The organism is Roseobacter sp. (assembly GCF_045106495.1).
GTDB lineage: Bacteria > Pseudomonadota > Alphaproteobacteria > Rhodobacterales > Rhodobacteraceae > Roseobacter.
Genome location: NZ_JBGCEQ010000001.1, coordinates 1 through 24,459 on the forward strand (window position 1 = coordinate 1; position 24,459 = coordinate 24,459).

A 24,459-nucleotide genomic window follows, 5' to 3' on the forward strand; every position below is an offset into this window, starting at 1 on the left:
AATCAAACCAACCAGATGAGCCAAACTCTCTCTTAGTTTAGGCCGCCTTTGGTTCCAAAAACTCTGCCGACGGACAGTAATTTCGGGCGATGGCATGCCGGGGCTCAATGAAAAGGGGGAACGGCTCAAATGGGATTCCCCGATTGAGGACTATGCCGGCCACCCACGTTCTGCTGGTTCTCACGCGATCCTGTTACGCCTTGCCCGTGAGAACGACGTTCCTCTGATGTTCACACTGTCACAACTGAGCTATTGGGTTGCGAAAAACTTGGGCGACGCTGGCGTAAAAGCGATGGATGTTCGTGGACGTATGCAAGAAGGGACGATTGCGGATATCACAAATTTCGAACCCGAGAATGTAACTGAAAACGCAAACTGTTCCAAAGGCAAGAACGGCCTTGCCTCAACGGGAATCCCTTATGTCTTGGTTCATGGCACAATTGTTGTGTCTGACAGCAAGGTTCTCAAGGACGTAAACCCCGGGCAACCTATCCGCTTTCCTGTGGTAGAGAAGGGTCGTTTCGAGCCTTCAAATAAGGAACAATGGCTGCGTACCTTTACCATCGACACCGGTGGCGCTCGCCCAACACTATACGAAGATATCCTTGATGATCAGTCATCACTGGAGCTACCGCAATTGCCAGAACCGGTTGATTACCGCGTTGCCAAGGTCGAATTGCCCGCCACGAACCGACAAGACTGGTTTGCACAGCCCAATGCGATCGACGATTCAGAGCTTTTCTTGTGTCCCATTCACGGCGTTTTTGAGGATAAGGCCAAGGCGCAGCAGGATTGGGCGCAGGCCTTGATCGTCAGGAACTCGAACGCTTCAATGTATGATCCGCTGTTGTCGCCTGGAACCAATAGCAATTAAGTGCAAGTTTTTGAAACGCTTGTCGATGATGGCCGCAACCACTCAGTTCAAAATGGCCAAGCATACGCGCGAGTCAATGGCGCACCCGGTCTGAAGCAAGAAGCCGCGGGCACGGCAATTCATTCGACCATTGGTGAAGAACCGGACCCTGACTGGACTGGGGCGGTGGATCAAGTGATCGTGCGGGGAAACCACATGACTACAGAGGCGGTGTTCTTTCACCGGGAGACTCCCACAGTTTTGGTGACGGACCTCGTGCAACAGATCCCGCGAGGCTGGTATCGCGGTTGGCGCGCTTTGGTAGCTCGAATTGCCCTGATGACGCCCCCCGTTCCGTCTGTGCCGCGCAAGTCCCGGATGGCGACGACAGACAAAATGGCTGCGCGAAAAGACGTGAGGCGCCTCTTGGAATGGCCTGCCCGAAGCCTCGTTATGGCGCATGGCGATCCAAGACAGTCAGGTGGAAAAGAAGCGTTGTCTCAGGCGTTCGAGTGGTTAGTGCGATAGCTCACCCCGCAACGCGCTGTGCTGGGTTAAGCAGAGGCTTCACAGTGCGGCGAGAGTGGCCGCTTGCCCCGCTGACCCGGCATCGGGTCCGCAATTCCAATGCCCGCTTGGGGCTGGTTGTAATCACCTGACCGAAACCGTCAGGTGTCCGCTCCCAGCCCAATGCGTACATCATGGAAGTCATGACCCTTAAATACAAAGCGCCAAATCTGAAGTTACAAGTGTGAGTGAACAACTTTGACAGCATGCTTCAAGGTAGCTCGTGCGAAGTCAGCGTCTGTGTCGCTATCTCCATCCATCGGAGGCATCGTCGAAGCTTTCCTCCCCGAATCTGCAACAGAAAACACCCGACCTTCCATCACTGTCCCCCAAACACTGATTTCCTTGATTGTCATCGGGTTCACGGCAAGAGGACTATCGTCGAGAATGGTGAAATTGGCGCGTTTTCCGGGCTCAATACTGCCGATCTCGTCTTCAAGTTTCAGCGAATAGGCAGCTTCAATCGTGACACCGCGAAGGGCTTCCTCCGCGCCGACCCGCTGATCCGGGCCTGCAACACGACCCGAAGAGGTCACGCGGTTCACGGCACACCACATCAGGAAAAGAGGATCGGCTGGGGCCATTGGCATGTCGGAATGTAGTGACCAGGAGATACCGGCTTTAGAAACATCGCCCAGGCGCACCATTGCATCCGCTCGTTTTGACCCAAGTCCGACAGAAGAGTATTGGTCAGAAAGGGCGGTGACGTAGTACGGGTTGCCACTGACGATGGCTCCAAGATCAGAGATCCTCTGCACCTGTTCTTGTGCGCTGACAGCAAAATGAACCAGAACGGTTCGATGATCATAGCGCGGGTTGCGTCTTAAATTCGTTTCAAGGGCGTCCAGAACGCGATCAAGTCCAGCGTCTCCGTTTACGTGCACATGAATTTGGTAACCTGCGTCCCAGTAGATGCGGAATGCTCTTTCAAACAAGTCCTTGTCCATCATCCATTCGCCTGTGTGACCATCCAGATATGGGTCACGTACCTGCATGAGCAACGAATAGATTGCCCCGTCCGCGAACAGCTTGGCTTGCTTGGGCGCAAGGCTGGTCATGCCCCCATACCAGCTTTCGAGCTTTTCGGTCTCGGCAATTACTTGATCATCACCGGCGTAGGTGTCGACCAAGGTTTTAGCGTCCGGCATGAAGGACCAACGGAAGGGCATGTCAGGACTGGACATGACAGCGTTGATGCCGTCCTGAACCGGCCTGGCCAGGATGCCGCCGGGTTCGTTTCCAAACGTAATGCCTTTGCCGTGCATGTAGTCACGAGTTAGTTCCAAACCGGACTGCAACCGCTCTGGGGTTGCAGCAATTGAAGCGATGAAGGGCAGCACCGCAAACAATCCCTGTTCCCAAAATCGTCCCTCCAAAAATCTGGACTGTGCCTGTTCCGTAGCAGCAAAGCCGTCGACGACGTCCTGTGTGACACCTCCCATTTCCAGTGCGGCACTGTTCAGTATCATCTCATGACACGACCTTGCCCAGACAAGGATCGGTTGTATCGAACTTATAGCGTCAAGATTCTCCCGCGTAAGCGGACCATAAAAGGCAGGGTGATACCCCCATGAAACGACTGGTTCAGACGGATTGCTACGTCGCTCAACTGCCTTTGTTAGCCTTTCTAGAAAGTCTTTTTTGTCCTTTACGGCTGGAACTGTGCCTGAGGGCAAAACCCAATCTTCGATTGATAGGATTTCCGAAGACATGGTGAGCGCCGCCAGGAGTGGGTGGTCATGCTGGGCGATAAATCCGGGCACAATGACGTGGTCGGCAAACGTTGTGTCAACTGTGTAGCGCTGCCCTTTGAGGATGCCTTTTATGTCCTCGAGGCTGCCGACCAAAAGGATGCGGCCGTTTACGACGGCGACAGCTTCGGCCGTAGGCTTTGCCGGATCCAGTGTTACGATTTCTCTGGCGGTATAAACCGTTACCGTTGGAAGGGGTACGATTGCTGTTCCCAGTTCCGAAAGTGAGCCAGACTGGCCCAAAGCAGCGCTGAGCGGAGTGAGAGCTGTTGCGCCTGCGACCCCGGTTCTCAAAAATTTCCGTCTGTTTATCTTGGTCATATCTAAACTCCGGGAGTCGGGCTCTCCACACTATGCAAGTGGAAATCGGCTCCCGGCAATAGATATTACCGCTTTGATCATCAATCTTGAGTTGATCTAATGCGGGTTTTCGCTTCCCGATCCGAGGCCATCTATGTTGGTCCAACAGTCGATTCCGGTGAAATAGTTCTCGGTACACTTGGTGTCCGCAAAATGCAGAACGTGATAAGCCATACATAGGAACGCTCAATTCGATTGTGTCGGAGATAGTAGCCACGGGCGATTTCCAATGGTCTCTTCTTTCCAGTTTGCAAAAAGGGTCAACCGCACGTTTTGGAGTTGGTTGACCGTTCGCGCTGTCAAGGCCGCGTCGATCTTTGCGCTGCCGTCAGGTCTTTCAAAGACCATGCAGCGACTAACCCGCACACTTTCGGCCAAGGTGTTACTTCTGCCTCGAAGGTTTGCCAATCGGGTCGCGTATCTGAAAATCGTTTCGGTTTGCGGATAAGGAATCTGCGTCAGCGGCAGGTTGCAGCCAATGTCTGCCCTGGTTTGCGCTGCTTTCGTCCAGCGTTTCAATTTGTGTAAAGCGAGAAACACACGGGTTGTCAGGGTCGGTAGGTTTACGACCTCGGGCAGGACGCTCGCTACGACGGATGGATTCTATCTCAACAACGGCAAAGTCGTCGTGACGATCCTTTTGCCGGCGGCACTTGATGTCTCGTCGGTAAGGAACATGAGTCGCTATGCGGATGAAGTTGCAATGCGCAGTCGGTGGCCTTGGCGCAGGCAATAGGCCTTCGAGTGTAAAGGAAACGTCACGTCGGACATACCGTCAGTGGGGCTGGGCCGGTACATCCAATTTCTCTTCAGCCGCGAGATGTCGTACGCCGTAGTTGATACAACGCGCAGTCCCGTATGATGCTAAGCCTTTGAGCCTAACGACGACTCGCCCGTTCGCTTCTGTTGCAATGCCCTACGTGCGCATAACTGGTGAGCCGAGTAGCTCCATCTCCTGTTCAACTGCTTTCGTTTCACAACAGTCCGCGTGTTTCATTCCCTGATTGATCCAGCGAAAAGCTGCCCGGCGTCCCGAAATACCCGGTATCGCCAAATGTCCGACTTATTTGTGGATCATTGGGCACGCGCCAGCGGGATTTCCGGCAGTTGTGGCCATCTTACTGACCGATAGCTTCGCATTCGCGGCCAGTTCAAAGGGGAGGCTTGTCAGATTTCAAATGATGGTACCACCATGCAAGCTTGCGACACTGAAATCTGATGCCTGGACCCCGGGCGCACTTTGGTCAGTATCGCAATGCCCCAAGGCCTGAAGCTCGCCGTCATCAGGCAATGCGCGAATTCTCACGCAGCCAGTTTTCGAGGGGGCACGGTAATTCCTCGGTGCGCGCGCCACTGGTCAGCCAGTCTGCTCCGGCGTGCGGTGTGGGCGGTGAAGCAAGGATCGTGCTGGCGCATCCGCGCTTGCCCGGAGCAGTGCTGTCCCGGCCCTAGAGGTGCCGAACATGCCGTCGCGGTCATTGCGCCATGGCTAATTCGCGTTTCAGGCGATTGCGTGTCGCGCATCGGCCAGTTTATCTGGGACATATATGTCGGGCATGAGTCCTTCGCTGTTGCTGCATCCGCGCATATCCACTCGGATGGCCAAGTAGCCATTGGCCGCAAAGAAGGGATGGTTTCGTTCGCCGCGCGCACGCACCATCTTGGACTTGCGATAGGGGATCTACGCCAGAGGGGCGGCCACTTGTTCGTCCGTTTGCAGGCTCTACAGCCGGGCCGCCAACCAGACGCGACCAGGCATAGGGATCTAAAGGTAGTCAGTTTTCATAATTTTGATTTGTGATCCCACGGCTTGCCTGCTGTTTGTCTGCAAATCTTTGATCAAAGAAATCAATCTAGGATGCAGCTTTGAAAAGGGTTTTCGTGAAAATAGAATTGGACGTGCAAATTCCAGTGTGCTTTCCTTTTCCCGACCTTTCCTATCGTCAAGGAAGCAGATGCCGTCCGACAATGCCCTACTTATGCCCGGTGCTATGTTCACGTTGGGTGACAAGGTATGGCAACTGCGTAAAGTGCGCCAACTTGCTTTGAAGGAACTGGACGTTCAGGCGGGCATTTCGCTCAGCCACAAGTCTTCGATTGAGCGTTGACCCTCTCGGTCTATGTACTGCGCGTGGTCGCCGCCGCACTTGGCGTGACGCTGGACTGTTTTTTTTCGCGCTGGCTAGAGGGGGCGAACGAGCGGGCCTACGTGGTGCAGCGCAAAACCGGCGCTACCTCAAAGCTCTCTATGGGCAAAATGCAAACGAGGTTGGCTACGCCAATCAGCTGCTTGCCAGCTCGATCGCGGGGCAGTTCTTCACGGCGCTTGCGGTCAATGCGCCCTTCGCAGATGGACCGGAACAGCCATTGCTGGAAAACGAGGGCGATGGTTACGGATTGGTTTTGGAAGGGGAGCTGGCAATGCCGATCGGCTATGAACTGATCCTCCTGCGCGGCGGTGACAGCTGCAGCTTAGATGCGCGTACTCCTCATTACTGGCGCAACCGGACCGACCAGGAGCGCTGCCTGACATGGGCGGTTTCTCCGGTCGTGATTCCCAAAGATGTGTTGCGGACCGCCCCGCCGGAGAAGGATGACCGTGCATGAGTCGCGACCCGCTACTGCAACCCTATAGGTTCAAGCATCTGACGCTGAAGAATAGAATCATGACAACCTCGCATGAGCCTGCCTATCCCGAGGATGGCATGCCCAAGGCGCGCTATCGCGCCTACCACGAGATGCGGGCACGCGCCGGTGTGGCGCTGACCATGACGGCGGGTTCCGCGACCGTCAGCCGCGACAGCCCGCCGGTGTTCAACAATGTCCTCGCCTACCGCGACGACATCGTACAATGGATGAGCGAACTGACGGATGCCTGCCATGCGCATGGCTGTGCGGTGATGATACAGCTCACGCATCTTGGGCGAAGAACAGGTTGGAACAAAGGGGACTGGCTGCCCTCGGTGGCGCCGTCACACTTGCGCGAACCGGCGCACCGGGCATTTCCAAAGAAGATGGAAGACCATGACATCGACCGAATCGTAACGGATTATGCCGATGCGGCTGAGCGGATGCAGGCTGCCGGGCTCGATGGGATCGAACTACAGGCCTATGGTCATCTGATCGACCAGTTCTGGTCCCCGCTAACGAATGAAATGGAGTCGCCGTTCGGGGGTAATTTGGACAACCGGTTAAGATTTGGCTTTCTGGTGCTGGAGGCCATTCGCAAGCGCGTGGGCAAGGAATTCATCGTTGGGGTGCGTTATACGGCTGATGAAACCGCCAAGGGCGGGATCACAGAGGATGAAGGGCTTGATATCGCGGCGCGTCTGCGTAACAGCGGGCAGGTCGATTTTCTCAATGTTGTTCGCGGGCAGATCCATACCGACCCGGCGATGACCGACGTGATTCCGGTGCAGGGCATGAAGAGCGCGCCCCATTTGGATTTCGCGGGAAGAGTGCGTGCTGCTTCAGGCATGCCCACGTTTCATGCCGCACGAATCCCGGACGTTGCCACGGCACGTTATGCAATTTCTGCAGGGCTTCTGGACATGGTCGGCATGACCCGCGCGCATATGGCCGATCCGATGATCGTGCAGAAGGTGATGGAAGGACGCGAGGACGACATCCGCCCCTGCGTAGGGGCCACTTATTGCCTGGATCGCATCTATCAGGCGGGTGAAGCTCTGTGCATTCACAACCCGGCAACAGGGCGGGAGCTTTCAATGCCACATATCATTCCGGCGGCGGAGATTTCCAAACGTGCGGTGATCGTGGGGTCCGGGCCCGGCGGGTTGGAAGCTGCGCGCGTGGCGGCAGAGCGCGGCCATGAGGTGACCGTATTCGAGGCCGCACCCGATCCCGGCGGACAAATCCGGTTGACGGCGCAATCCAAACGGCGAGCCGAGATGATCGGGATCATCGATTGGCGCATGGCGCAATGTGCAGCACGCGATGTGGCGTTTCACTTTAACCGTTTTGCCGAAGCGGAAGATGTAACCGCGCTAACGCCAGACGTGGTCGTGATCGCAACCGGGGGATTGCCCGAGGTCACGATCCTGGAACAGGGCAATGAACTGGCGGTGTCTGCCTGGGATATTCTGTCCGGCGACGTGGCCCCTGGCGAAAACGTCCTGATCTACGATGATGCGGGGGATCATCCCGCTTTGATGGCTGCGGAAACGATCACTGCCACCGGGGCGCAAGTGGAGGTGATGACGCGCGACCGCAGTTTCGCGCCCGAAGTGATGGGAATGAATCTGGTCCCTTACATGCGCGCATTACAGGGCAAAAAGGCGGTCTTCACGGTTGCGCGAACTTTGCAAGGGCTCGCCCGGTCGGGCAATTTACTGGCAGCAACGATAGGCACTGATTATTCTGACCACACGGAAAAACGCCTGTTCGATCAGGTGATTGTCAATCAAGGCACCTTGCCGCTGGATGACCTCTACTTCGAACTCAAACCGCTGTCTCGCAATTTGGGCGAGCTGGGCCAAACTGCGTTGGTGTCAGCTCAAGGAGACCTCTTCCCCTGCAACCATTCCGATGGCGCATTCGACCTCTACCGCATCGGCGATGCGGTGTCTTCCCGCAATATTCATGCCGCAATCTACGACGCACTGCGTATAGGGATACGATGGTAAAGAGCGAGAATTTCCTATGCCGAAAGACGCGACTGTTGGGCTCGTGGGCTTCGGATTGATCAGCATGCCAATGGCCCATCGTCTTCCTACGGCTGGCTATCGCGTGAGCGTTTCGAACAGGAGCTTAGAAAAAGCCTGACTAATGCATCAGGTTGGTGCCAAATCGGTGAGCCATTCTTGTGAAGTGGCAGAAGCATCTGAGGCCGTCTTTTACTGCGTCGCTAATACAGCAGCCGTAGAAAACGCTGTGTTCGGCTAAAGTGGGATTTCGGCGGTGGACGGCCAAGGTAAACTGCGCATCGACCGCTCTTCAATTCATCCGGCGGCGAAGAGAAGCTTCGCAGAATGGCTCCTAGCGAAATGGAATGACGCAGTTGGACGCGCTTGTCTCACGTTGTGTTGCTGGGGCCGAAAAAGGTACTTTGACCATCATTGCAGGTGCCAGCGACGAAGATTGTGAGTGAGCTAAACCATTTCTGGTTATCTTTTTCAGCGCCTCAACCAATTAGTTTCTGTTTGGTTAGGCCAAATAGCATAACTCGGCAATCAAATCATTGCCGATTTTTCCTTTGCCGCAATTGCCAAGACGCTCTATTTTGCAGAGAGCGCAGGCTTTGATGCCCGTTCTTTTTTTCAACGCAACGCTTGGCGGATTCGCAACCTCCAAACCACTGCAAGTGTTTGTTCCGCGCAAGTTGGAAACGATTGAAGACCTTGTGGCTCGGGTAAATGTCATTCTCAAGTATGTGGACGCCGCCTTGGATGTAACCCACCATTCTGAAACACCAATGCCGATGACGGTCACAGCCGGAGGACTCCACCGGATGCTTGTCGCACGCGGGCTGAATTCTGCTTGTTTCGACGCGCTGTAGCAAAATCTTGGCATCGACCGCGGCAAAAATGGATTGAACCAAGTTCACGTGATAGGTGCCACGCCTAAACTGAGTGGCAAATCTGGGCTTCAAACCGGACCTTGGCGCGACACCCCAGTTCACTTCACATTCAAAAAAGGCCCCGGAGCGATCCGGGGCCTTTTGTCGATCTTTGGTTTTGCGCCTCAGTGGGCGTGTTTGTTATCCCAATCTTCCTGTTTTGGAAGCTGCTCGAAGGTGTGTTCGGGCGGCGGGGAGGGCAGGGTCCATTCCAGCGTGTCTGCGTATTCGTTCCAAGGGTTATTCTCGGTCACTTTCTTGCCGGAACGGAGTGTCCAAGCAATGACGCCGAAGAAAAACACGAAAGAGGCAAAGGACAAAAAGGCACCGATGCTCGACCATTGGTTCCAGTAGGCAAAGGCGTCTGGATAGTCGATGTAGCGCCGCGGCATGCCCTGACGACCCAGGAAGTGCTGTGGGAAGAATGTCAGATTCGCACCGATGAACATGGCCCAGAAGTGCAGTTTACCAGCCCATTCAGGATACATGCGGCCGGACATCTTCGGCAGGTAGAAGTAGATCCCCGCGAAGATGGCGAAAACAGCGCCCAGTGACATCACGTAGTGGAAGTGCGCGACCACATAGTAGGTGTCGTGGTAGTAGCGGTCCACGGCGGCTTGTGACAGCACGATCCCGGTGACCCCGCCCACAGTGAACAGAAAGAGGAAGCCAAAGGCCCAGAGCATGGGCGTTTTGAATTCCACTGAGCCGCCCCACATGGTGGCGATCCAGCTGAACACCTTGACGCCGGTTGGCACCGCGATGACCATCGTGGCCAACATGAAGTAGGCTTGCTGGTTCAGCGTCATGCCAACGGTGTACATGTGGTGCGCCCAAACGACAAAGCCCAGAGCGCCGATGGCAATGATCGCCCAAACCATAGGTAAGTAGCCGAAGATCGGTTTGCGGGCGAAGGTCGCGATTACGTGGGAAATGATGCCGAAGCCGGGCAGAATGATGATGTAAACCTCAGGGTGACCAAAGAACCAAAGGATGTGCTGATAGAGCACAGGGTCGCCGCCGCCTGCGGGATCAAAGAAGGTGAAACCGAAGTTGCGGTCCATCAAGAGCATGGTGATTGCGCCCGCCAGAACCGGTAATGACAGCAGAATCAGCCAGCTTGTCACAAAGATCGACCAGGAAAAGAGCGGCACCTTGAAGAGGGTCATACCCGGTGCACGCATGTTCAGGAAGGTGGTGATCATGTTGATCGCGCCGAGGATGGAGGAAGCGCCCGAGACGTGCACCGCGAATATGGCGAGATCCATGGAGAACCCGCCTTCGTTGGTCGAGAGCGGCGGGTAGAGCACCCAGCCCACACCGGATCCCATCTGATCGTTACCGCCTGGCGCCAGAATAGAGCAAACCGCCAGCGTGGTGCCGGCAACATAGAGCCAAAACGAAAGGTTGTTCATCCGTGGAAACGCCATATCCGGGGCGCCGATCTGTAACGGCATGAAATAATTGCCAAAACCGCCGAAAAGTGCCGGGATCACCACGAAGAACATCATCAGGATGCCGTGGCCGGTAATTAGAACGTTCCATAGGTGACCGTTGGGTGTACAAGTCTCGCCGGAGGCAATCAAGCGCGCGCCTTCTTGGCACATGTACTGGACACCGGGGTCCATCAGTTCAAGGCGCATGTAGACGGTGAAGGCCACCGATATGAAGCCAGCGAAGGCCGAGACGATCAGGTAGAGAATGCCGATGTCTTTGTGGTTGGTGGACATGAACCAGCGCGTGAAGAACCCGCGTTCGTCGTGGTGTTCGTGGCCATGGATGGCTGCATCTGCCATGCTCTCGCCTCCTGCGTAATATGTTAAACGTTGCACGCCTGTTCCCTGGGCGCGCAACGGAGTCTCGATGGTTTTAGAGGGAGTTGCCAGTCGGAGCAATGATCGTATTCGTCGCACCCAAAGAAATTTTTCAGGTGGTTGGAACTGTGTGGTGCAAAACACGCATAGATTGAGTAATTTACGTTCAATTCGAACCAACCCTGAATGTGTTCACAGGCGATTAACACTCCTGCGCCATAGTGGTGTCTGTGCAATTTCCGCCTTGCGTGGGGTGCGTTAAGGAGACAAACCCAGATGCATTTGGTGCAGCCCCAACATTCTGAGCCATCATCAGAGAGCCTGAACGAAGGCAGTCTGGCGTTCTGGATGAAGATGGCGGAATTGGTTCCAGGAATCATCTACATTTTCAATCACACCACCATGTCCAACGAATATGCCAATTGCTCGATTGCACAGTATCTGGGGTATTCACCGGAAGAAATTCGCCAGATGGGCGATGCGATGTTGCCAACCGTTGTCGATGACGTTGATCATCCCGCGATGTTTAGCCATCTAGAGCAGCTCGGGCAGCTTCCGCTCGGGGCAAAGAGCAACTTTGAATACCGGGTAACATCTCGATCAGGGGATGCGCTGTGGTTGCGCAGCACCGATACGGTCATTGAGATGGCGCCGGATGGATCCGTGTTGCGGCACATCGGGATTGCGATGGATGTTACCGATCAGAAAAAGGCCCAGGCCCGGTTGCAGGACACCAATGCTGTGCTTGAAGAACGGGTCGCCGCGCGCACCAGAGAACTGCAGGCGTTGAATGACGCGCTGGAAGACCGCGTGGCGCAGCGCACGGCCGAATTGCGTGAAATTAACCGCGATCTCAAAGACTTGACCTTTGTCGCTACGCACGATCTCAAGGTGCCGGTCAACAACATGACGAGCCTGACGCATATGTTGTCGGAAGCCGAAAACATCTTGCCGCCGGAACATGTGGAGACTTTGGGATGGATGCGCGATGTGTGCCAGCAAGCGGGCGAAAAGCTGGATGCCCTGATTTGTGTGGCCCAGGCGCACTCCGGTACGTTGGCCCCGTTTGAGGAAGTTGATCTGGCGACAGTCGTAGAACGCGCCTTGATAAATCTGCACTTTCAGATCGCCAGGACGAAATCGGTGATTTCCCTGGACCTGCAGGCGCGATCTGTTTGGTTCGTCCCACAAGAAATGGAAAACATCCTGCAATCCATGATTGGCAATGCTGTCAAATATCATGTGCCCGGTCGCAGGCCCCGGATTCAGGTACTGTCCCGCAGTTGTGCCGGAGCGGTAGAGGTGTCTATCATTGACAACGGCACGGGCGTCGATTTGCCCCGTGACGAGGCCAAGGTTTTTGGGCTTTTCAAACGGGCACATGCTGCGCCGGAAGGGGCGGGCGTGTCGCTTTATGCCATCAAGAGAGTTTTGGATCGGGTCGGCGGCAGCATGACCGCATCCAGCACCTTGGGCCAGGGCAGCTGTTTCTCGTTTCGATTGCCGAACAATCCAGCATGTGCATGAACATTCAACCTGCCTTTCTTAAGTCAGTACTGCTTGTGGATGACGATAAGGTCACCAATCTGATGCACGCGCGTCTGATCAGACGTTCAGGCCTTGTAAATTCGATTGAGGTTGCCACAGATGGCATTGCCGCTTTGCAAAATCTGGAAGAGCGCAGGGTGAAGGTAACGCCGATGCCAGAGCTGATTTTACTGGACATCAACATGCCACGCATGGACGGTTTTGAGTTTTTGGAGCGGTACGGCCGTGACGCCGCGCATGTCGAATCGACCCAAACGTTGATCATCATGCTATCCACCTCGATTTTGCACGCGGATCAAGCCCGGGCCGAGGCGGACCCAAATGTGCATAAATTTGTCAGCAAACCGATAAAGATCAGCCAAATACAGAGCCTCGTTGCGGCGCATCACGCGCATTTTTCACCCGACGCCTGAAGTCCGATCAGAGCGCGCCATTCGTCGCGTCCACAGGGGCATCGCCGAACACATTTTCGAAACTTCGGCGCAGCGCAATATCAACATCAGGCATGGTGACAGGATATCCCAGGTCCACAAGGCTGGTGACACCATGATCGGCAATTCCGCAAGGTACGATGCCGGTGAAATGGTCAAGGTCGGGTTCGACGTTGATGGATATGCCATGATAGCTGACCCATTTTCGCAATCTTATTCCGATGGCTGCGATCTTGTCTTCTGCCAAGTGACCTGACGCGGTTCTGGGCTTCTCCGGACGTTCCACCCATACGCCGACGCGTCCTTCGCGCACCTGGCCTGAGACATTGAACTGCCCCAAAGTATCAATCACCCAATGTTCGAGGCTGCGGACGAATTTGCGCACATCGCGGCCACGGGCCCCCACATCAAGCATTGTATAAGCCACACGTTGGCCCGGGCCATGATAAGTGTATTGGCCGCCACGTCGTGTCGCATAAGTGGGAAAACGATCAGGATCGACAAGGTCGGAGGTTTTTGCGCTCGTGCCGGCAGAATAGAGGGGTGGGTGTTCCACCAGCCAAACGCATTCGCTTGCGCTGCCGCTTGCGATGGCCGCTGCACGGTCTTCCATCCATGCTTCTGCAGCGCGGTATCCCGTCAAGCCGCCAGTTATAATCCACTCCACCATGACAGTGGTTTAACCCAAAGGTACCCGCGCGCAAGCCGCTTTCGCCGCACGGTGAGGGGATCGCTAAGGATCTCTCGCGTGCCTTTGCGAGATTTACGACGTATGGATTGGGCTGGATTGTGCGCTGAGGATACGCAACGACCGGCTGCACATGGCCGAAGTGAGACGTTCGATGCAACGGTGCAATCGTGATGGAGCGTTTCGCACAGGGGGACTTTTTTATCACCTTTCTGCAAATGGGTTTTGGTGCCTCGGTTGCGACACACGGGCAAACGCACTATTGTGTGAATGTCTGAAATGGAGATTTCATGTCCCGGTAAGGAGGGGAGGCAACGCGCCTTCCGCCGCAACACCAACGTTTAAAAGTGCACCGTTGCTGTCCAAGTAACGGAGCCCGTTCTGTTGCAAGCTACTTCTTTGCTCTGAGCGCCCGAGCACGGCTCGTGGCCACGTCATGAAAGTTGACCTAAAATGACACGGGACTACTCCCAATTCCTTTTGCCCTATACGGGCGATGACAGACCCATTCCCAAGTTTTCGGCGCTTCAAACCCTTGGCTGGCAGCCTTTTTTTGCGCAACAAATCAGTGTTGACGACCTGGTTGCGACACCGCCGGTACGCGTCGTCGCGGTGCATCGCAACGCCCTGCATGTTCTGGGTGAGACAATCGATACGAGCTTGCCACCACGGCCGGATGTGACGGTTGGCGACTGGCTGATGCTGGAGCGGGAGCGCCCGCAGGCCAGCAGGCTTTTGACTCGCTCAAGCCTTATCAAGCGGCGCGCGCCCGGCACGGATCGGCAAGAACAATTGATCGCCGCTAATATAGATACGGTTTTCATTGTCACGTCGTGTAACCAGGACTTTAATATCGCCCGGCTCGAACGGTACATCGCAGTGTCACTCGAGGCGCAGATCACACCAGTGATCCTTCTGACCAAAGCCGATCTGGTCACGAACCCGCAAGATCACATTGATGCGGCCCAAGCAATTTCGGAGATGATCGAGGTCATCGCGCTTGATGCCCGCGGCAGCGCGCCGAAAACAGTCCTGCTACCTTGGTGCAAGCCCGGAAAAACGGTCGCGTTCATGGGTTCTTCCGGTGTTGGGAAATCCACGCTCACGAACGCCTTGCTGAATGATCAATCGATCGCGACGCAAACCATTCGCGAGGATGATGCCAAGGGCCGGCACACCACAACACGGCGGGAGCTTCACCGTGTATCAAATGGCTGTCTGGTATTGGACACCCCCGGCATGCGTGAACTGCAACTCACCGATGCGACGACAGGGATTAATGATTTGTTCGGTGATATCCGAGAGCTATCCGCGCACTGTCGTTTCAGCGATTGCCAACATGAAACAGAACCGGGTTGCGCCGTTTTGATCGCCGTAGATGGTGGCAATCTTGACACCGCAAGACTGAACCGGTGGCGCAAGCTTTTGGCAGAAGATGCGTTCAACTCCTCTAGCCTTGCGGAGCGCAGGTCCAGGGACAAAGCCTTTGGCAAAATGGTTCGGAACGTGAAAAGCCTAAAAAACAAGGGGCGATAGCCCGGAAATATTCTCAATGCGAGCCAGATCGTTTGGTCGGGATACAAAAGTAGTGCGTGCGGACACAGCCAAAGACTCAATCCGCACGCCGTTTCTATTGGCATTCGCGGCCGACGCTTTTTATCGATCCTTTGAACGCACAGATTGGTGTTTGCCTTTACGCAACAGTGATCCGAGCCGTCGGAACCCGCGCGGACGTGCCACTATTCCTGTGAAGACGAGAGCCGCAAATCCCGTCATCAAAGGCACCACAGTTGCGACAGCCACGACCTCGTGATGCGCAAGTGCGGGTGTCGCAAAGACTAGCGCGGCAACGCGGAAGACCCACTTCATGCGCGCAGCTCTTGAGCCGCCGAGTGCTTTTGCAAGAAACTGCGGATGTCCGTGGTGTGTTTTGCATCCATGGAGACGTAGACAAATCCCATATTTGTCCTCTCGCTCACCATATCTCCGGGGTATGGCAGGTAACTCAACTCCCGCGATCCAAAGGACGGAGAAGCGGTGCCGACTTGCCATTCTGTTGTCAGCTGCACATCCACCAGTTTCATCTTTGGACCCCCACTTGGATCGTCGATTTCCAAGGGAACACCGGCGATCCGCAAATAGGACATCTTGTCCTTGGCAGCAACAAAACCGTCGATAAATTGGGTGGTCAGTACCAACAATTCATTCGCCTTGTCTGCATCAGGCATGTGACTATGCAAATGGTCCGGGTGGTCATGGTTGTGACCAATATGACCAACGTGGCCGTTTATGATGTCATGTGGCATTGGACCACCGCTTTCCTTCAAACTCGCCGTGAGGGATCTTGACCGGCTTATCCATGTGTTGCTTGTGCGCACCCATTTTGCCATTTGCAACAAGCGACCCGAGCACATCGACGATCACACGTGTACCCATGAGGGCAGTAATTTCGGATTGATCATAGGGCGGTGCGACTTCCACAAGCTCCATCCCGCAGATGCCCTCAGCGGCTACTCTGGAAACAAGGCCAAGAGCTTCGCGTGGTAAGAATCCACCGGGTTCAGGCCAACCTGTGCCGGGGACAAATCCGCAATCGATGCTGTCGATGTCGAATGACAGATAGACCATATCGACACCGTCCCATGCCATCTCCAGCGCCATCTCGGCGGTTTTATCGATCCCCATCTTTTCCATATCACCCATGGTGATGATGTTTGTTTCACGTTCGCGGGCGATCTTTACCGCTTCACGCGGTACCTGCCAGCCGCCGATGCCAACCTGTACCAGGTTCTTTGCAGGCACGTTCGACATATTCGTTGCGTGGAACCAAGGGGTTGTGTGCATACGTTCATCCAGATCCTTTTCCTGAATGTCTGCGTGTCGGTCAAAGTGAATGATGCCGATTTTCTTGGAGGTACATTCGGCGATCCCTCGCACACAAGGAAAGCCAATCGAATGATCGCCCCCTATCATGATCGGCAAGCTGCCAGACGAGGCCACATGGCTCACTGCCCGGCTGATCTGATCGAAGGTCTTTTCGATATTTGCGGGGATTGTGAAGACATCTCCGGCATCGCAGAGAGTCATTTGTTCGCGCAGATCGACGGCCATTTCGTAGTTATAAGGCGTATAGAGCGCAGAGATCTTGCGCACACCCTGCGGGCCAAACCGGGTACCGGCGCGGTAGGTTGTACCGCCATCGAAAGGAATACCCAGAACGGTGGCATCATAGTCGCTGACTTCAGTGACATCCTCTGCATAGGGCGCTTTCAGGAATGTATTGATCCCGGCATAGTGTGGCAATTCCCCACGCGCGAATGTCGGGATCGACTTGTCCTCAATACTGTCCGCCCCCGTCAGGCCCATCCGCAAAGCCCATTGTTTTTCCTGCTCCCAGCCGGAGCCCGGCAGATCCGATTCGTCCTGCATCGCTTTCCAGCCGCGCATTTTTGTTAGATCGGGGTGATGAAAGCGCTGTTCGGCACGGTGAAAGTCGGCCGGGTGGTGCGAGCGTGATCTATCCGTGGGGCCGTAAAACATGGGTGTCCTCCTTGAGTGATTGGTAAGGAATGCCGCCATTGCGGGCGTCAAAATCGTACGTGATTGTTGCCCCGTTGAGGGTCGGATCCTGTGGATCCCAACGGATTTTATCAAAGACAAGAACGCGATCCCCGAGCTTGAAGGCTTCCTCAAGGTCGTGGGTGACCATAAAAACAGTCATGCCCGTCTCGGCGCGCAAATCCTGCAAAAACTCGTGCATGCTAAGCCGGGTTCCGGGATCGAGCGCACCAAAGGGTTCGTCCAGCAAGAGCACGCGAGGTTTCGCAGCAAGCGCCTGTCCGATCGCAAGGCGCTGCTGCATGCCGCCTGACAGGGTGGCAGGATAATTATCCGCCACATGATCCAACCCGCAGCGGGCCAGCGTCTCATCGGCGCGCGTCAGAGCCGCTTTGCGCTCTGCGCCAAAAAATCGCCCCCACGGGCTTCGAAAACTCTCGCCCGCCACGACATTCTCGCGGACCGTCATATGCGGAAACACAGAATAGCGTTGAAAAACCACGCCCCGGTCGAGGCCAGGCTCGCGGGCCGGATCTGCCCCATCAATGCGTATCTCGCCACGTGTGGGCCGCTCTTGCGCCAGCAACAGCCGCAGGAACGTGGACTTGCCGCAACCGGAAGCCCCGACGATCGACAGGAATGCACCTTCTTCGGCTTCCACGTTTACCCGCTCGATGATCGGGCGATCATCGTAACTCTGATAGATGTCACGGACAGTCACAAAGCTCACAATCCACCCTCCGCCCATGGAAAGCACCGGCGCGAAAGAATGCGCAACGCCCAATCCACGAGAAAGGCAAGGATGGTAATCCAAATCACGTAAGTCAGGATCACATCCATGGCGAGATAGCGGCGGACAAGGAAAATACGGTAACCAAGCCCTAAGTCGGCGGCTATCGCCTCCGCGGCGATCAGAAACAACCAAGCCGGGCCCAAAGAAAGGCGCACGGCCTGTATCAATCGTGGCATGACCTGTGGCAGTGCCACACGGATCGCGATCACCCAGCTGGAGGCCCCGAGCGTTTGCGCCTTCACCAGCAGCTCCTGCGGGATTTCCAACGTGCGCTGGCTGAGATCGCGGATCAGAAACGGCAATGTGCCGATGATGATCAGCACAACCTTGGAGAGTTCCCCAAGGCCAAAAACGATGAACAGGATTGGCAAGAGCGCCAGCGGAGGGATCATCGACAGCACGGCCACAAATTGCGCAAACAGGCTACGCATCAAAGGCAAAAGCCCGATCAACAGACCAAACAGCAAACCGATGCTCGCGGAAATGCCAATCCCCAGGCCAAGCCGTTTCAGACTGGCCCAGGTGTCATGCCACAGCAAAATCCGCCCACTGCGCCGATCTCCTTCGGTCGCCAGACGTACAGCCGTATCCCAAACCGTACTGGGGGCCGGCAGTAATTTGTCAGCCGGGTTTGCAGCCAACCTGATCTCGGACCCGATGGCATAGGCGATGAACACCAACACAAAGGGCAACAAGGTCAGTAAAACCGCTAACGGGCGACCGGGTATGATGTTGATCAGACGCATGGGTTTGGCCGCCACGGGATGCGGCGGCCTGCCATTGTTGCTCAGAGCGCGCCGTCAGCGGCCATTTGCATATAGGTCGTGTCATAGCGGAACATCACGTTGTCTTCCGCTCCGCTGATCGACCCATCCGGGTATGCCACGCCGACGAAATCTGCAGAGGGCGCCCCTTCACCCAAAATGCCCTTGTCAAACAGGAACTCGGCAACGCTAACCATCGTGGCAGGCAACGCTGGATCGCTTGCAAAATTCACGGCCTCAGCGGGGTCAAAGAACATTTCGGTCGAGGCCAACTGGGCTTGATAACCGGCAAGATCGGTACCGGATGCTTCAGCCATGGCCGACAAAACCTCCTCATCCCCCGCAGCCATCAATCCCATAACTTCATACCAGGCCCCCACCATGGCTTTGCCAAAGTCGGGGTTTGCCGCAAGGGTGTCGGTGTTGACAACCATCAGGTCGATGATTTCGCCGGGAATATCGGCGCTGTCGAAGAGTTTGTTGGCGCCTGGCGTTTCCAAAATGGATGACACCAGCGGGTTCCAGGTGACCACCGCTTGCACATCATCTGTCGCAAAGGCAGCGATCATGTCGGCGTCGGATGTGTTTATCACACCCCCCAGATCCGCCTCAGACAAGCCAACCGAATCCAAACCTCGCGCCAAAAGGTAGTGCGACACAGAGAGTTCAACGAGGTTCACAGGTTTACCCGCCAAAGAAGCAAGATCGCCATCGCCCTTTACGATCACGGCATCATTGCCGTTGGAATAATCGCCAACGATCAGCGCCGTTGTGTCCACGCCGCTCCCCGACGGAATTGAGAGTGTGTCCATGTTCGTGGCGGACACACCGTCGAACTGACCGGCCGTGTATTGGTTGATGGATTCCACATAGTCGTTGATTTGCACAATCTCGACATCAATGCTGTATTTTTCGGCCCATTTATCCATGATGCCGCTGTCTTCCAGATAGCCCCAGGGCATCCAGCCCACATAGATCGACCATGCAACTTTGAATTCGGTTTTTTCCTGCGCGGTTGCGGCGCCCGCAAGGCACAAGGCGATGGCAGTGGTGGTGGCAAGCTTTTTTATCATTATTCGGTCCCCGCTTATGAATTTACAATAAAGGAGTGACCGCGAAATGGGCAAAGGGAGAGCGCAGATCAAACCAGCGCAGTAACCTCCCGGGATTTTGCCCCGCCGTGTACTGTTCGGGATTGACCGAACAGCGACGTCTCTTGGACCAGACCCGCATGGCGCGGCGGAACCCTAGACATCCTGCCTGTTTATCGAAGGAAATCACCGGCCCGGGGTCAAGTTGAACTGAGGATCTGCCGCGTGCCTTCGAATGGGTGCACAAAAATTAAGCGTTTTTTACTTTTTTCGGCGGCTTTATGGACAGGTTGGGTACAGAAGTGGACATCGAGTTCATACGCTTTTGAGCATCGCGTTTTTGTATCTTTCAAGGTTTTGCAGTATTACCGGGTCGATTTTAGCCAAAACGCCGCAATGAGCCCATCATATTCGCCAAGCCGAGCGAGGATGTTCGCTCCTGTAACTGGCCTTGTGATAGGATCACCATCATGGTCTCGTACAGATGAATACCATCCCAAAGCAGATTATTCCCGAAAAAGGGCTGACAAAAGGCAACGCGCACTTCGTTCCTGCCAGACAAGGACGGAACGGCCGTCAAGATATGCCTCTGACATATCAGATCATACTTCAGATCTGAACGCGATCTTGATCTCTTCCGCCGCCTGACCGTGCCGTATTCAACAACTACACGCGTGCTCTCTGGCGCTGGATTTGCAACGCAAAGCTATTTCATTCGAATTGACACTTCACAAGTTCGACAGAGCACGCTAATGACGCGTTACCTTTCTAAAGCGTGCGGATGTGGCGGAATGGTAGACGCGCAGCGTTGAGGTCGCTGTGGGGTAACACCCGTGGAAGTTCGAGTCTTCTCATCCGCACCACTCTAGCCAGATGACCAATTGAAATTCCTTCGTTTTTATCATCGAGGGATATCATCGTGTCACACATTCAGTACACAATCTGCCGTTCCGGTACCTACTATTACAACCGTCGTGTTCCCAAACATGCGGTGGAAACCTATGGTCAATACATCCGGCTGGCCTTGTCCAAGGATGCCAACGAAGCAGAAGCCTATTCAGATCGCCTGACAACTGTACTTGAGGGATCTTGGGCTGGGACAAAGATAATTGCGCCCGTTGATTTCGCTTCCGTCCTAGAGAGTTTTAAACCTCGGTCTGCCCTGTTGTCGGAAATGTCGGAAGAATATTTGTCGCTCAGGGAGATTGACCTTAAGCCACCACAGATCGCCCTCGATGCCTTCATTTCATTGGCTGGTGACAGGGAAGTGAGTGAATACACCCGAGAAGACGCCAAGCTGTTCGTCCGTCATTTGACTATCAAAGGGAATAAGACAGCTACTATCAGGCGTAGGATCAACAGTCTTTCTGCGATTATAAACTATGCCTATTCAGAACTCGACTTGGACAAGCGGAACCCATTCACGAGGTTGATTATCAGAGGCGAAGGTGACGATGCCCTAGTACGCGGTGTCTTTACAAACGAGCAGTTGCTGCAGGGATATGAGCGCGCTCTGTCCTCAATGTCGGTGATCTTCTGTGACAGCGCCTTCGGCTTGACACCACACCACCGTGATAGCGACCAGACCTTGCCATCGGCATCAACCGCGACAAGCCCCCGCCGATTGCCCCGGGCGAGGGCATATCCCTGATCGGCAAGTGCTGCTGCAAAGGCTTGCTGATTGTCAGCGCCATCCCAGCACGCCCGAAACATTTTCTTGAGCGCGACGGTATCCCGTTTGGCGCGTTTGGCTTGCCCGGCCTCCGCATGGGTGAAGCGATTGGGGTCGCGCTGCTGTCTATCGTCAAACCCGCGCGGCATGTCCCAGCTATGCTCCAGATACAATTCTCGCGATACCGCCATCAGCTTGCGCTTGAAATGCGGCAATTGGATCGCCTTCATCTGGTCGTTATCAATCCGCGAATAGACCGCATGGGCATGCCGCCGCCCATTCTTTTCGTGGAACACCACGGCTTTCGGTTGCCCCGTCAGCCCCAGCGCCGTCTCGGCTTTGGCAATGGCATCCTCAAAAGCCCCGACGGACACAGAGGCGTCCGGTGGAGGGTTTAGCGACAGGGAAAACAGGTATTTCTTGCACTGCGTGGCCTGACTAATCGCTTCGGCTTCCTCAAATGCGCCCGCGAGATCATCGGCGAGAAACCCGTCGAGCAGATGAACCTGCACATGATCATTATCGCGCATGTTCAACAAATGTCGCGCCAGTTCAGCACCGTAGCCGCGTGCATTGCCCTCAAGGATCATCGCGATTTGCCCAACGCTTTGACGAGCAATGTGCGAATGGCCAGCAAATGCGCGTTCGCCTCGGCGATATCCTCCTTTTCCTGCGCGCCGACGATCAATGCGCCGATGTTGGCATGATAGGCAAGTTGGTTGAGATTGCTCGCAATCCGCGATTGTCCCAACAGGGCCAATGCCTACGCTGCCGCTTTCTTGTCCTCAACCACATCCTTTGGCCGTCGCTTGCGCTTCACCGCCTCGGCCCCAAACAAACAGGCACGCACATATGCGCTCAGCGTCATGCCCGCTGCTAGTTCTTCAAGTCTCTGCCGTTCATCGGTCGTGAGCCGCAATGTGAGCGGAGAGCGATCACGGCGCTTGCCTGCCTTTACCTGCACGGTCTCCAGCCAGTGATTGAGGAGACCGAAGAGGCTGTCGCGTGACGCGGCAGTCTTTTGCCTGGGAGTAAATTTGCGTCCGCCTTCGGCGGACGCAAGCTTTTTGAGAAAGAGTTTCCAGACGCTATTTGCGTTTCAAACTGCGTGAAACAAAAATGTTGGATTTGAGGAAGGTGTAGTATTTTGAGACAGTTATACGCTTCATGGTTGGTTGAAATCGTTTCAGTCTTGGGGTAGGGGATTTGCGTTTCAAAATTCGTGAAGCGTAAAATTGATAAATGCGAAAAAATGTTGTATTATAAATATTTAATCGTTTCAGAGTGGTGTATTTACGTTTCATGGCCGATATCGAGCAGAACATACTGGACTTTGTAGCTGAGCGCCCGCTCTCAGGCCGAGAAGCCATTCGTAGAGGGGCTGCTCCGGACGTGAGCAGTCCCACAATCTGGCGTGCCCTTAAGCGTTTGGTCGATGCTGGCAGGCTTGATGTCTCAGGCCGTGGCCGCGGAACCGAATACTCGGTTGCAGGCTCTGCCAGTGTTCGGGCGCACTTACAAACGCCCTATAATCAAAGGCCACCAGTCCGATACAATCCGAAGTTTCTCGATGCCTACGTGCCTGGCCGCAGTTTCTACCTCACACAATCTGACAGGGATAAGCTGAGGGCAGCAGGTCAGCCGGTCGGCGGTCCAATCCAAGTAGGCACATATGCTCGGCGGATACTTGAGCAGCTGCTTGTTGATCTGTCCTTTGCGTCATCGCGGATGGAAGGGAACACCTACGACATTCTTCAGACAGAACGGTTGATCAAATTCGGCAAAGAGGCTGAGGGCAAAGATCGCAAAGAAGCCCAGATGATCCTCAACCACAAAGAAGCGATCGAGTACATTGTCGATAATCTTGACACTATCAATCTCGACCGACCGGATTTCTTCAACATCCACGCGCTTCTTTCCGATGGTCTTCTCGTCGATCCCGGCATGGCAGGGCGACTTCGCGAAACGCCTGTGGGTATTTCCTATTCAAGCTATAAGCCTCTGGATGACCGCATCACCATTGAAGAAGAGTTCGACATCATCGTCGCAAAGGCCAAGGAGATCAGCGATCCCTTCGAGCAATCATTCTTCTTGCTCGTGCATATTCCCTATCTTCAAGGGTTTATCGACATCAACAAGCGGACGTCGCGCGTTGCTTCGAACATACCATTGCTGAAAGCAGACCTAGCACCAATGTCGTTCCTCACCATGGACGACGCCGCCTATATTGACGGTCTTATCGGTATTTACGAGCTCAACAATGTCGCTCTTCTGCGAGAGGTCCATGTCGAGAGCTATCTTGCCTCCGCCGAAAAATATCGTGTCTTGCGCGCCGAGGTCGATGTCCCGGACAAGGCAGCGCTTGCCTATCGCGATGTCGTTCGCGATGTGGTGCGCTTCAGCGTTCTCGAAGCAAAGCGCTTCAAACCGGATGTCGTTCTGGCCCGTGTGCAAAAACTGGATGTTCCCAAAGACGATCAAGACGCCGTGGTCGCCTATGCACATGAGCAGTTCAAAGGTCTTCACGAAGGAAACGCCATCCGTTTCAAGCTCAAAGCTGCAGATTTGGTCGGCGTTGATCTGAGCTAACGCCCCCTCACAATGAGGGGCGATAGGTTGCTAGTCGTCGGCTGAAAACGCGGTCCAGATTTTCCAGTGAAGCCAGAATGTTACGACGATCTGCCGAACCAATTTGTGAGCAAATCAACAGACGATTCAAGACAGCGCGCAGTTCAATCAGTGCATCAGTCGAAAGGCGAAGGTCAGCATTGTCCTTGTCACGCAGCTTTTGCTTGTTTGGGTCAGCTTTGAGATTGAACGGGCTTTTAGGCGGTGTGGACATCGATCACCTCACTCCTGTCGTGTCTTAGAAAGGGATTTCATCGTCGAGCGCGTCATAATCCGCGCCGACGCACCGCACAGAAGACTTGCTTGCGATGAGTTCCTGAACGCCGAGGACGGCGACATCACGAGCGATCTCGAAGCAATCTGATG

26 protein-coding genes, 1 tRNA gene and 1 riboswitch are annotated in these 24,459 nt (G+C 54.9%); of the genes, 13 read left to right on the forward strand and 14 right to left on the reverse strand.

Going from position 1 to position 24,459, the window contains the following annotated elements:
* Positions 1–94: 94 nt before the first annotated feature.
* On the forward strand, positions 95–874 hold the full coding sequence (locus tag AB8B75_RS00005; RefSeq protein ID WP_405358825.1) for a hypothetical protein: 780 nt from the start codon (positions 95–97) through the stop codon (positions 872–874).
* Positions 875–1,381, forward strand: coding sequence for a hypothetical protein (locus tag AB8B75_RS00010; protein WP_405358826.1), 507 nt, complete (start codon positions 875–877; stop codon positions 1,379–1,381).
* Between the two features lie 215 nt (positions 1,382–1,596).
* Here AB8B75_RS00010 and AB8B75_RS00015 read toward each other — a convergent pair whose 3' ends face one another.
* A complete protein-coding gene (locus tag AB8B75_RS00015) occupies positions 1,597–3,492 on the reverse strand; it encodes an amidohydrolase (RefSeq protein WP_405358828.1) in 1,896 nt (631 codons plus the stop codon).
* A gap of 1,540 nt (positions 3,493–5,032) precedes the next feature.
* A complete protein-coding gene (locus tag AB8B75_RS00020) occupies positions 5,033–5,212 on the reverse strand; it encodes a CocE/NonD family hydrolase (protein ID WP_405359022.1) in 180 nt (59 codons plus the stop codon).
* A gap of 274 nt (positions 5,213–5,486) precedes the next feature.
* On the opposite strand from AB8B75_RS00020, the gene AB8B75_RS00025 reads away from it, so the two are divergent.
* The 6 genes from AB8B75_RS00025 (at position 5,487) to AB8B75_RS00050 (ending at position 9,046) form a co-directional block, all read left to right on the forward strand.
* On the forward strand, positions 5,487–5,639 hold the full coding sequence (locus tag AB8B75_RS00025; protein ID WP_405358829.1) for a hypothetical protein: 153 nt from the start codon (positions 5,487–5,489) through the stop codon (positions 5,637–5,639).
* The gene (locus AB8B75_RS00030) at positions 5,629–6,138 is read left to right on the forward strand and encodes a cupin domain-containing protein (RefSeq protein WP_405358830.1); all 510 of its coding nucleotides are present in this window, start codon (positions 5,629–5,631) and stop codon (positions 6,136–6,138) included. Before AB8B75_RS00025 ends, AB8B75_RS00030 begins: the two co-directional genes overlap by 11 nt.
* Complete coding sequence (locus tag AB8B75_RS00035) at positions 6,135–8,174, forward strand: NAD(P)-binding protein (protein WP_405358831.1); 2,040 nt, start codon at positions 6,135–6,137, stop codon at positions 8,172–8,174. The genes AB8B75_RS00030 and AB8B75_RS00035 overlap by 4 nt, the downstream gene beginning before the upstream one ends.
* 16 nt (positions 8,175–8,190) lie before the next feature.
* A complete protein-coding gene (locus tag AB8B75_RS00040) occupies positions 8,191–8,313 on the forward strand; it encodes an NAD(P)-binding domain-containing protein (RefSeq protein ID WP_405358833.1) in 123 nt (40 codons plus the stop codon).
* 226 nt (positions 8,314–8,539) lie between these two features.
* Positions 8,540–8,638, forward strand: coding sequence for a hypothetical protein (locus AB8B75_RS00045; protein WP_405358834.1), 99 nt, complete (start codon positions 8,540–8,542; stop codon positions 8,636–8,638).
* 153 nt (positions 8,639–8,791) lie between these two features.
* A complete protein-coding gene (locus AB8B75_RS00050) occupies positions 8,792–9,046 on the forward strand; it encodes a hypothetical protein (RefSeq protein WP_405358836.1) in 255 nt (84 codons plus the stop codon).
* 185 nt (positions 9,047–9,231) lie between these two features.
* Here the strand turns inward: AB8B75_RS00050 and ctaD are convergent, their stop codons facing one another.
* Positions 9,232–10,902 (reverse strand): cytochrome c oxidase subunit I, encoded by a 1,671-nt coding sequence (ctaD, locus tag AB8B75_RS00055; RefSeq protein ID WP_405358837.1) that lies wholly within the window; start codon positions 10,900–10,902, stop codon positions 9,232–9,234.
* A gap of 294 nt (positions 10,903–11,196) precedes the next feature.
* On the opposite strand from ctaD, the gene AB8B75_RS00060 reads away from it, so the two are divergent.
* Together AB8B75_RS00060 and AB8B75_RS00065 are read left to right on the forward strand one after the other, a co-directional pair.
* Positions 11,197–12,447, forward strand: a complete 1,251-nt coding sequence (locus AB8B75_RS00060; protein ID WP_405358838.1) for an ATP-binding protein — start codon at positions 11,197–11,199, stop codon at positions 12,445–12,447.
* Positions 12,444–12,881 (forward strand): response regulator, encoded by a 438-nt coding sequence (locus AB8B75_RS00065; RefSeq protein ID WP_405358839.1) that lies wholly within the window; start codon positions 12,444–12,446, stop codon positions 12,879–12,881. The genes AB8B75_RS00060 and AB8B75_RS00065 overlap by 4 nt, the downstream gene beginning before the upstream one ends.
* Before the next feature lie 7 nt (positions 12,882–12,888).
* Here AB8B75_RS00065 and lipB read toward each other — a convergent pair whose 3' ends face one another.
* Positions 12,889–13,569 (reverse strand): lipoyl(octanoyl) transferase LipB, encoded by a 681-nt coding sequence (gene lipB, locus AB8B75_RS00070; protein WP_405358840.1) that lies wholly within the window; start codon positions 13,567–13,569, stop codon positions 12,889–12,891.
* A gap of 471 nt (positions 13,570–14,040) precedes the next feature.
* Here lipB and rsgA point away from each other — a divergent pair, with 471 nt between their 5' ends.
* Entirely contained in the window at positions 14,041–15,123 is a 1,083-nt protein-coding gene (gene rsgA, locus AB8B75_RS00075; protein ID WP_405358842.1) for a ribosome small subunit-dependent GTPase A, read from the forward strand.
* 120 nt (positions 15,124–15,243) lie between these two features.
* Here rsgA and AB8B75_RS00080 read toward each other — a convergent pair whose 3' ends face one another.
* From AB8B75_RS00080 to AB8B75_RS00105, 6 genes are read right to left on the reverse strand one after another with little or no spacing between them, the layout of a single operon-like run.
* Positions 15,244–15,456, reverse strand: coding sequence for a hypothetical protein (locus AB8B75_RS00080; RefSeq protein WP_405358843.1), 213 nt, complete (start codon positions 15,454–15,456; stop codon positions 15,244–15,246).
* The gene (locus tag AB8B75_RS00085; RefSeq protein ID WP_405358844.1) at positions 15,453–15,893 is read right to left on the reverse strand and encodes a hypothetical protein; all 441 of its coding nucleotides are present in this window, start codon (positions 15,891–15,893) and stop codon (positions 15,453–15,455) included. The genes AB8B75_RS00080 and AB8B75_RS00085 overlap by 4 nt, the downstream gene beginning before the upstream one ends.
* Positions 15,883–17,127 carry an agmatinase family protein gene (locus AB8B75_RS00090; protein WP_405358845.1) on the reverse strand — a complete coding sequence of 415 codons (1,245 nt, stop codon included), beginning with the start codon at positions 17,125–17,127 and terminating at the stop codon, positions 15,883–15,885. The genes AB8B75_RS00085 and AB8B75_RS00090 overlap by 11 nt, the downstream gene beginning before the upstream one ends.
* On the reverse strand, positions 17,105–17,875 hold the full coding sequence (locus AB8B75_RS00095) for an ATP-binding cassette domain-containing protein (protein ID WP_405358847.1): 771 nt from the start codon (positions 17,873–17,875) through the stop codon (positions 17,105–17,107). Before AB8B75_RS00095 ends, AB8B75_RS00090 begins: the two co-directional genes overlap by 23 nt.
* Positions 17,872–18,684 carry an ABC transporter permease gene (locus tag AB8B75_RS00100; RefSeq protein ID WP_405358848.1) on the reverse strand — a complete coding sequence of 271 codons (813 nt, stop codon included), beginning with the start codon at positions 18,682–18,684 and terminating at the stop codon, positions 17,872–17,874. The genes AB8B75_RS00095 and AB8B75_RS00100 overlap by 4 nt, the downstream gene beginning before the upstream one ends.
* 41 nt (positions 18,685–18,725) lie before the next feature.
* Entirely contained in the window at positions 18,726–19,775 is a 1,050-nt protein-coding gene (locus AB8B75_RS00105; RefSeq protein ID WP_405358849.1) for a putative urea ABC transporter substrate-binding protein, read from the reverse strand.
* 84 nt (positions 19,776–19,859) lie between these two features.
* Positions 19,860–19,964: riboswitch (guanidine-I (ykkC/yxkD leader) on the reverse strand.
* A gap of 606 nt (positions 19,965–20,570) precedes the next feature.
* Between AB8B75_RS00105 and AB8B75_RS00110 the strand changes: the two genes are divergently transcribed.
* Positions 20,571–20,656, forward strand: a tRNA-Leu gene (locus tag AB8B75_RS00110).
* 523 nt (positions 20,657–21,179) lie between these two features.
* Here AB8B75_RS00110 and AB8B75_RS00115 read toward each other — a convergent pair.
* From AB8B75_RS00115 to AB8B75_RS00125, 3 genes are read right to left on the reverse strand one after another with little or no spacing between them, the layout of a single operon-like run.
* Positions 21,180–22,055 (reverse strand): relaxase/mobilization nuclease domain-containing protein, encoded by an 876-nt coding sequence (locus AB8B75_RS00115; RefSeq protein WP_405358851.1) that lies wholly within the window; start codon positions 22,053–22,055, stop codon positions 21,180–21,182.
* A complete protein-coding gene (locus tag AB8B75_RS00120; RefSeq protein WP_405358853.1) occupies positions 22,052–22,225 on the reverse strand; it encodes a hypothetical protein in 174 nt (57 codons plus the stop codon). Before AB8B75_RS00120 ends, AB8B75_RS00115 begins: the two co-directional genes overlap by 4 nt.
* 3 nt (positions 22,226–22,228) lie before the next feature.
* Positions 22,229–22,429: a plasmid mobilization protein gene (locus tag AB8B75_RS00125; protein WP_405358855.1), complete on the reverse strand. Its 201-nt coding sequence runs from the start codon at positions 22,427–22,429 to the stop codon at positions 22,229–22,231.
* 338 nt (positions 22,430–22,767) lie between these two features.
* Here AB8B75_RS00125 and AB8B75_RS00130 point away from each other — a divergent pair, with 338 nt between their 5' ends.
* On the forward strand, positions 22,768–24,054 hold the full coding sequence (locus AB8B75_RS00130) for a Fic family protein (RefSeq protein WP_405358857.1): 1,287 nt from the start codon (positions 22,768–22,770) through the stop codon (positions 24,052–24,054).
* A 7-nt stretch (positions 24,055–24,061) separates the two neighbouring features.
* Here AB8B75_RS00130 and AB8B75_RS00135 read toward each other — a convergent pair whose 3' ends face one another.
* The gene (locus tag AB8B75_RS00135; protein WP_405358859.1) at positions 24,062–24,307 is read right to left on the reverse strand and encodes a hypothetical protein; all 246 of its coding nucleotides are present in this window, start codon (positions 24,305–24,307) and stop codon (positions 24,062–24,064) included.
* Positions 24,308–24,459: the final 152 nt, after the last annotated feature.

Excerpts from the sequence above, each read along its gene's own strand:
- AB8B75_RS00080 (WP_405358843.1), bottom strand. The coding sequence starts at position 15,456 with ATGAAGTGGGTCTTCCGCGTTGCCGCGCTAGTCTTTGCGACACCCGCA.
- AB8B75_RS00050 (WP_405358836.1), top strand. The coding sequence starts at position 8,792 with ATGCCCGTTCTTTTTTTCAACGCAACGCTTGGCGGATTCGCAACCTCC.
- ctaD (WP_405358837.1), bottom strand. The coding sequence starts at position 10,902 with ATGGCAGATGCAGCCATCCATGGCCACGAACACCACGACGAACGCGGG.
- AB8B75_RS00035 (WP_405358831.1), top strand. The coding sequence starts at position 6,135 with ATGAGTCGCGACCCGCTACTGCAACCCTATAGGTTCAAGCATCTGACG.
- AB8B75_RS00040 (WP_405358833.1), top strand. The coding sequence starts at position 8,191 with ATGCCGAAAGACGCGACTGTTGGGCTCGTGGGCTTCGGATTGATCAGC.
- AB8B75_RS00025 (WP_405358829.1), top strand. The coding sequence starts at position 5,487 with ATGCCGTCCGACAATGCCCTACTTATGCCCGGTGCTATGTTCACGTTG.
- AB8B75_RS00005 (WP_405358825.1), top strand. The coding sequence starts at position 95 with ATGCCGGGGCTCAATGAAAAGGGGGAACGGCTCAAATGGGATTCCCCG.
- AB8B75_RS00085 (WP_405358844.1), bottom strand. The coding sequence starts at position 15,893 with ATGCCACATGACATCATAAACGGCCACGTTGGTCATATTGGTCACAAC.
- AB8B75_RS00065 (WP_405358839.1), top strand. The coding sequence starts at position 12,444 with ATGAACATTCAACCTGCCTTTCTTAAGTCAGTACTGCTTGTGGATGAC.
- AB8B75_RS00135 (WP_405358859.1), bottom strand. The coding sequence starts at position 24,307 with ATGTCCACACCGCCTAAAAGCCCGTTCAATCTCAAAGCTGACCCAAAC.
- AB8B75_RS00105 (WP_405358849.1), bottom strand. The coding sequence starts at position 19,775 with ATGATAAAAAAGCTTGCCACCACCACTGCCATCGCCTTGTGCCTTGCG.
- AB8B75_RS00115 (WP_405358851.1), bottom strand. The coding sequence starts at position 22,055 with ATGATCCTTGAGGGCAATGCACGCGGCTACGGTGCTGAACTGGCGCGA.
- AB8B75_RS00045 (WP_405358834.1), top strand. The coding sequence starts at position 8,540 with ATGACGCAGTTGGACGCGCTTGTCTCACGTTGTGTTGCTGGGGCCGAA.
- AB8B75_RS00130 (WP_405358857.1), top strand. The coding sequence starts at position 22,768 with ATGGCCGATATCGAGCAGAACATACTGGACTTTGTAGCTGAGCGCCCG.
- AB8B75_RS00100 (WP_405358848.1), bottom strand. The coding sequence starts at position 18,684 with ATGCGTCTGATCAACATCATACCCGGTCGCCCGTTAGCGGTTTTACTG.
- AB8B75_RS00060 (WP_405358838.1), top strand. The coding sequence starts at position 11,197 with ATGCATTTGGTGCAGCCCCAACATTCTGAGCCATCATCAGAGAGCCTG.
- AB8B75_RS00090 (WP_405358845.1), bottom strand. The coding sequence starts at position 17,127 with ATGTTTTACGGCCCCACGGATAGATCACGCTCGCACCACCCGGCCGAC.
- lipB (WP_405358840.1), bottom strand. The coding sequence starts at position 13,569 with ATGGTGGAGTGGATTATAACTGGCGGCTTGACGGGATACCGCGCTGCA.
- AB8B75_RS00015 (WP_405358828.1), bottom strand. The coding sequence starts at position 3,492 with ATGACCAAGATAAACAGACGGAAATTTTTGAGAACCGGGGTCGCAGGC.
- rsgA (WP_405358842.1), top strand. The coding sequence starts at position 14,041 with ATGACACGGGACTACTCCCAATTCCTTTTGCCCTATACGGGCGATGAC.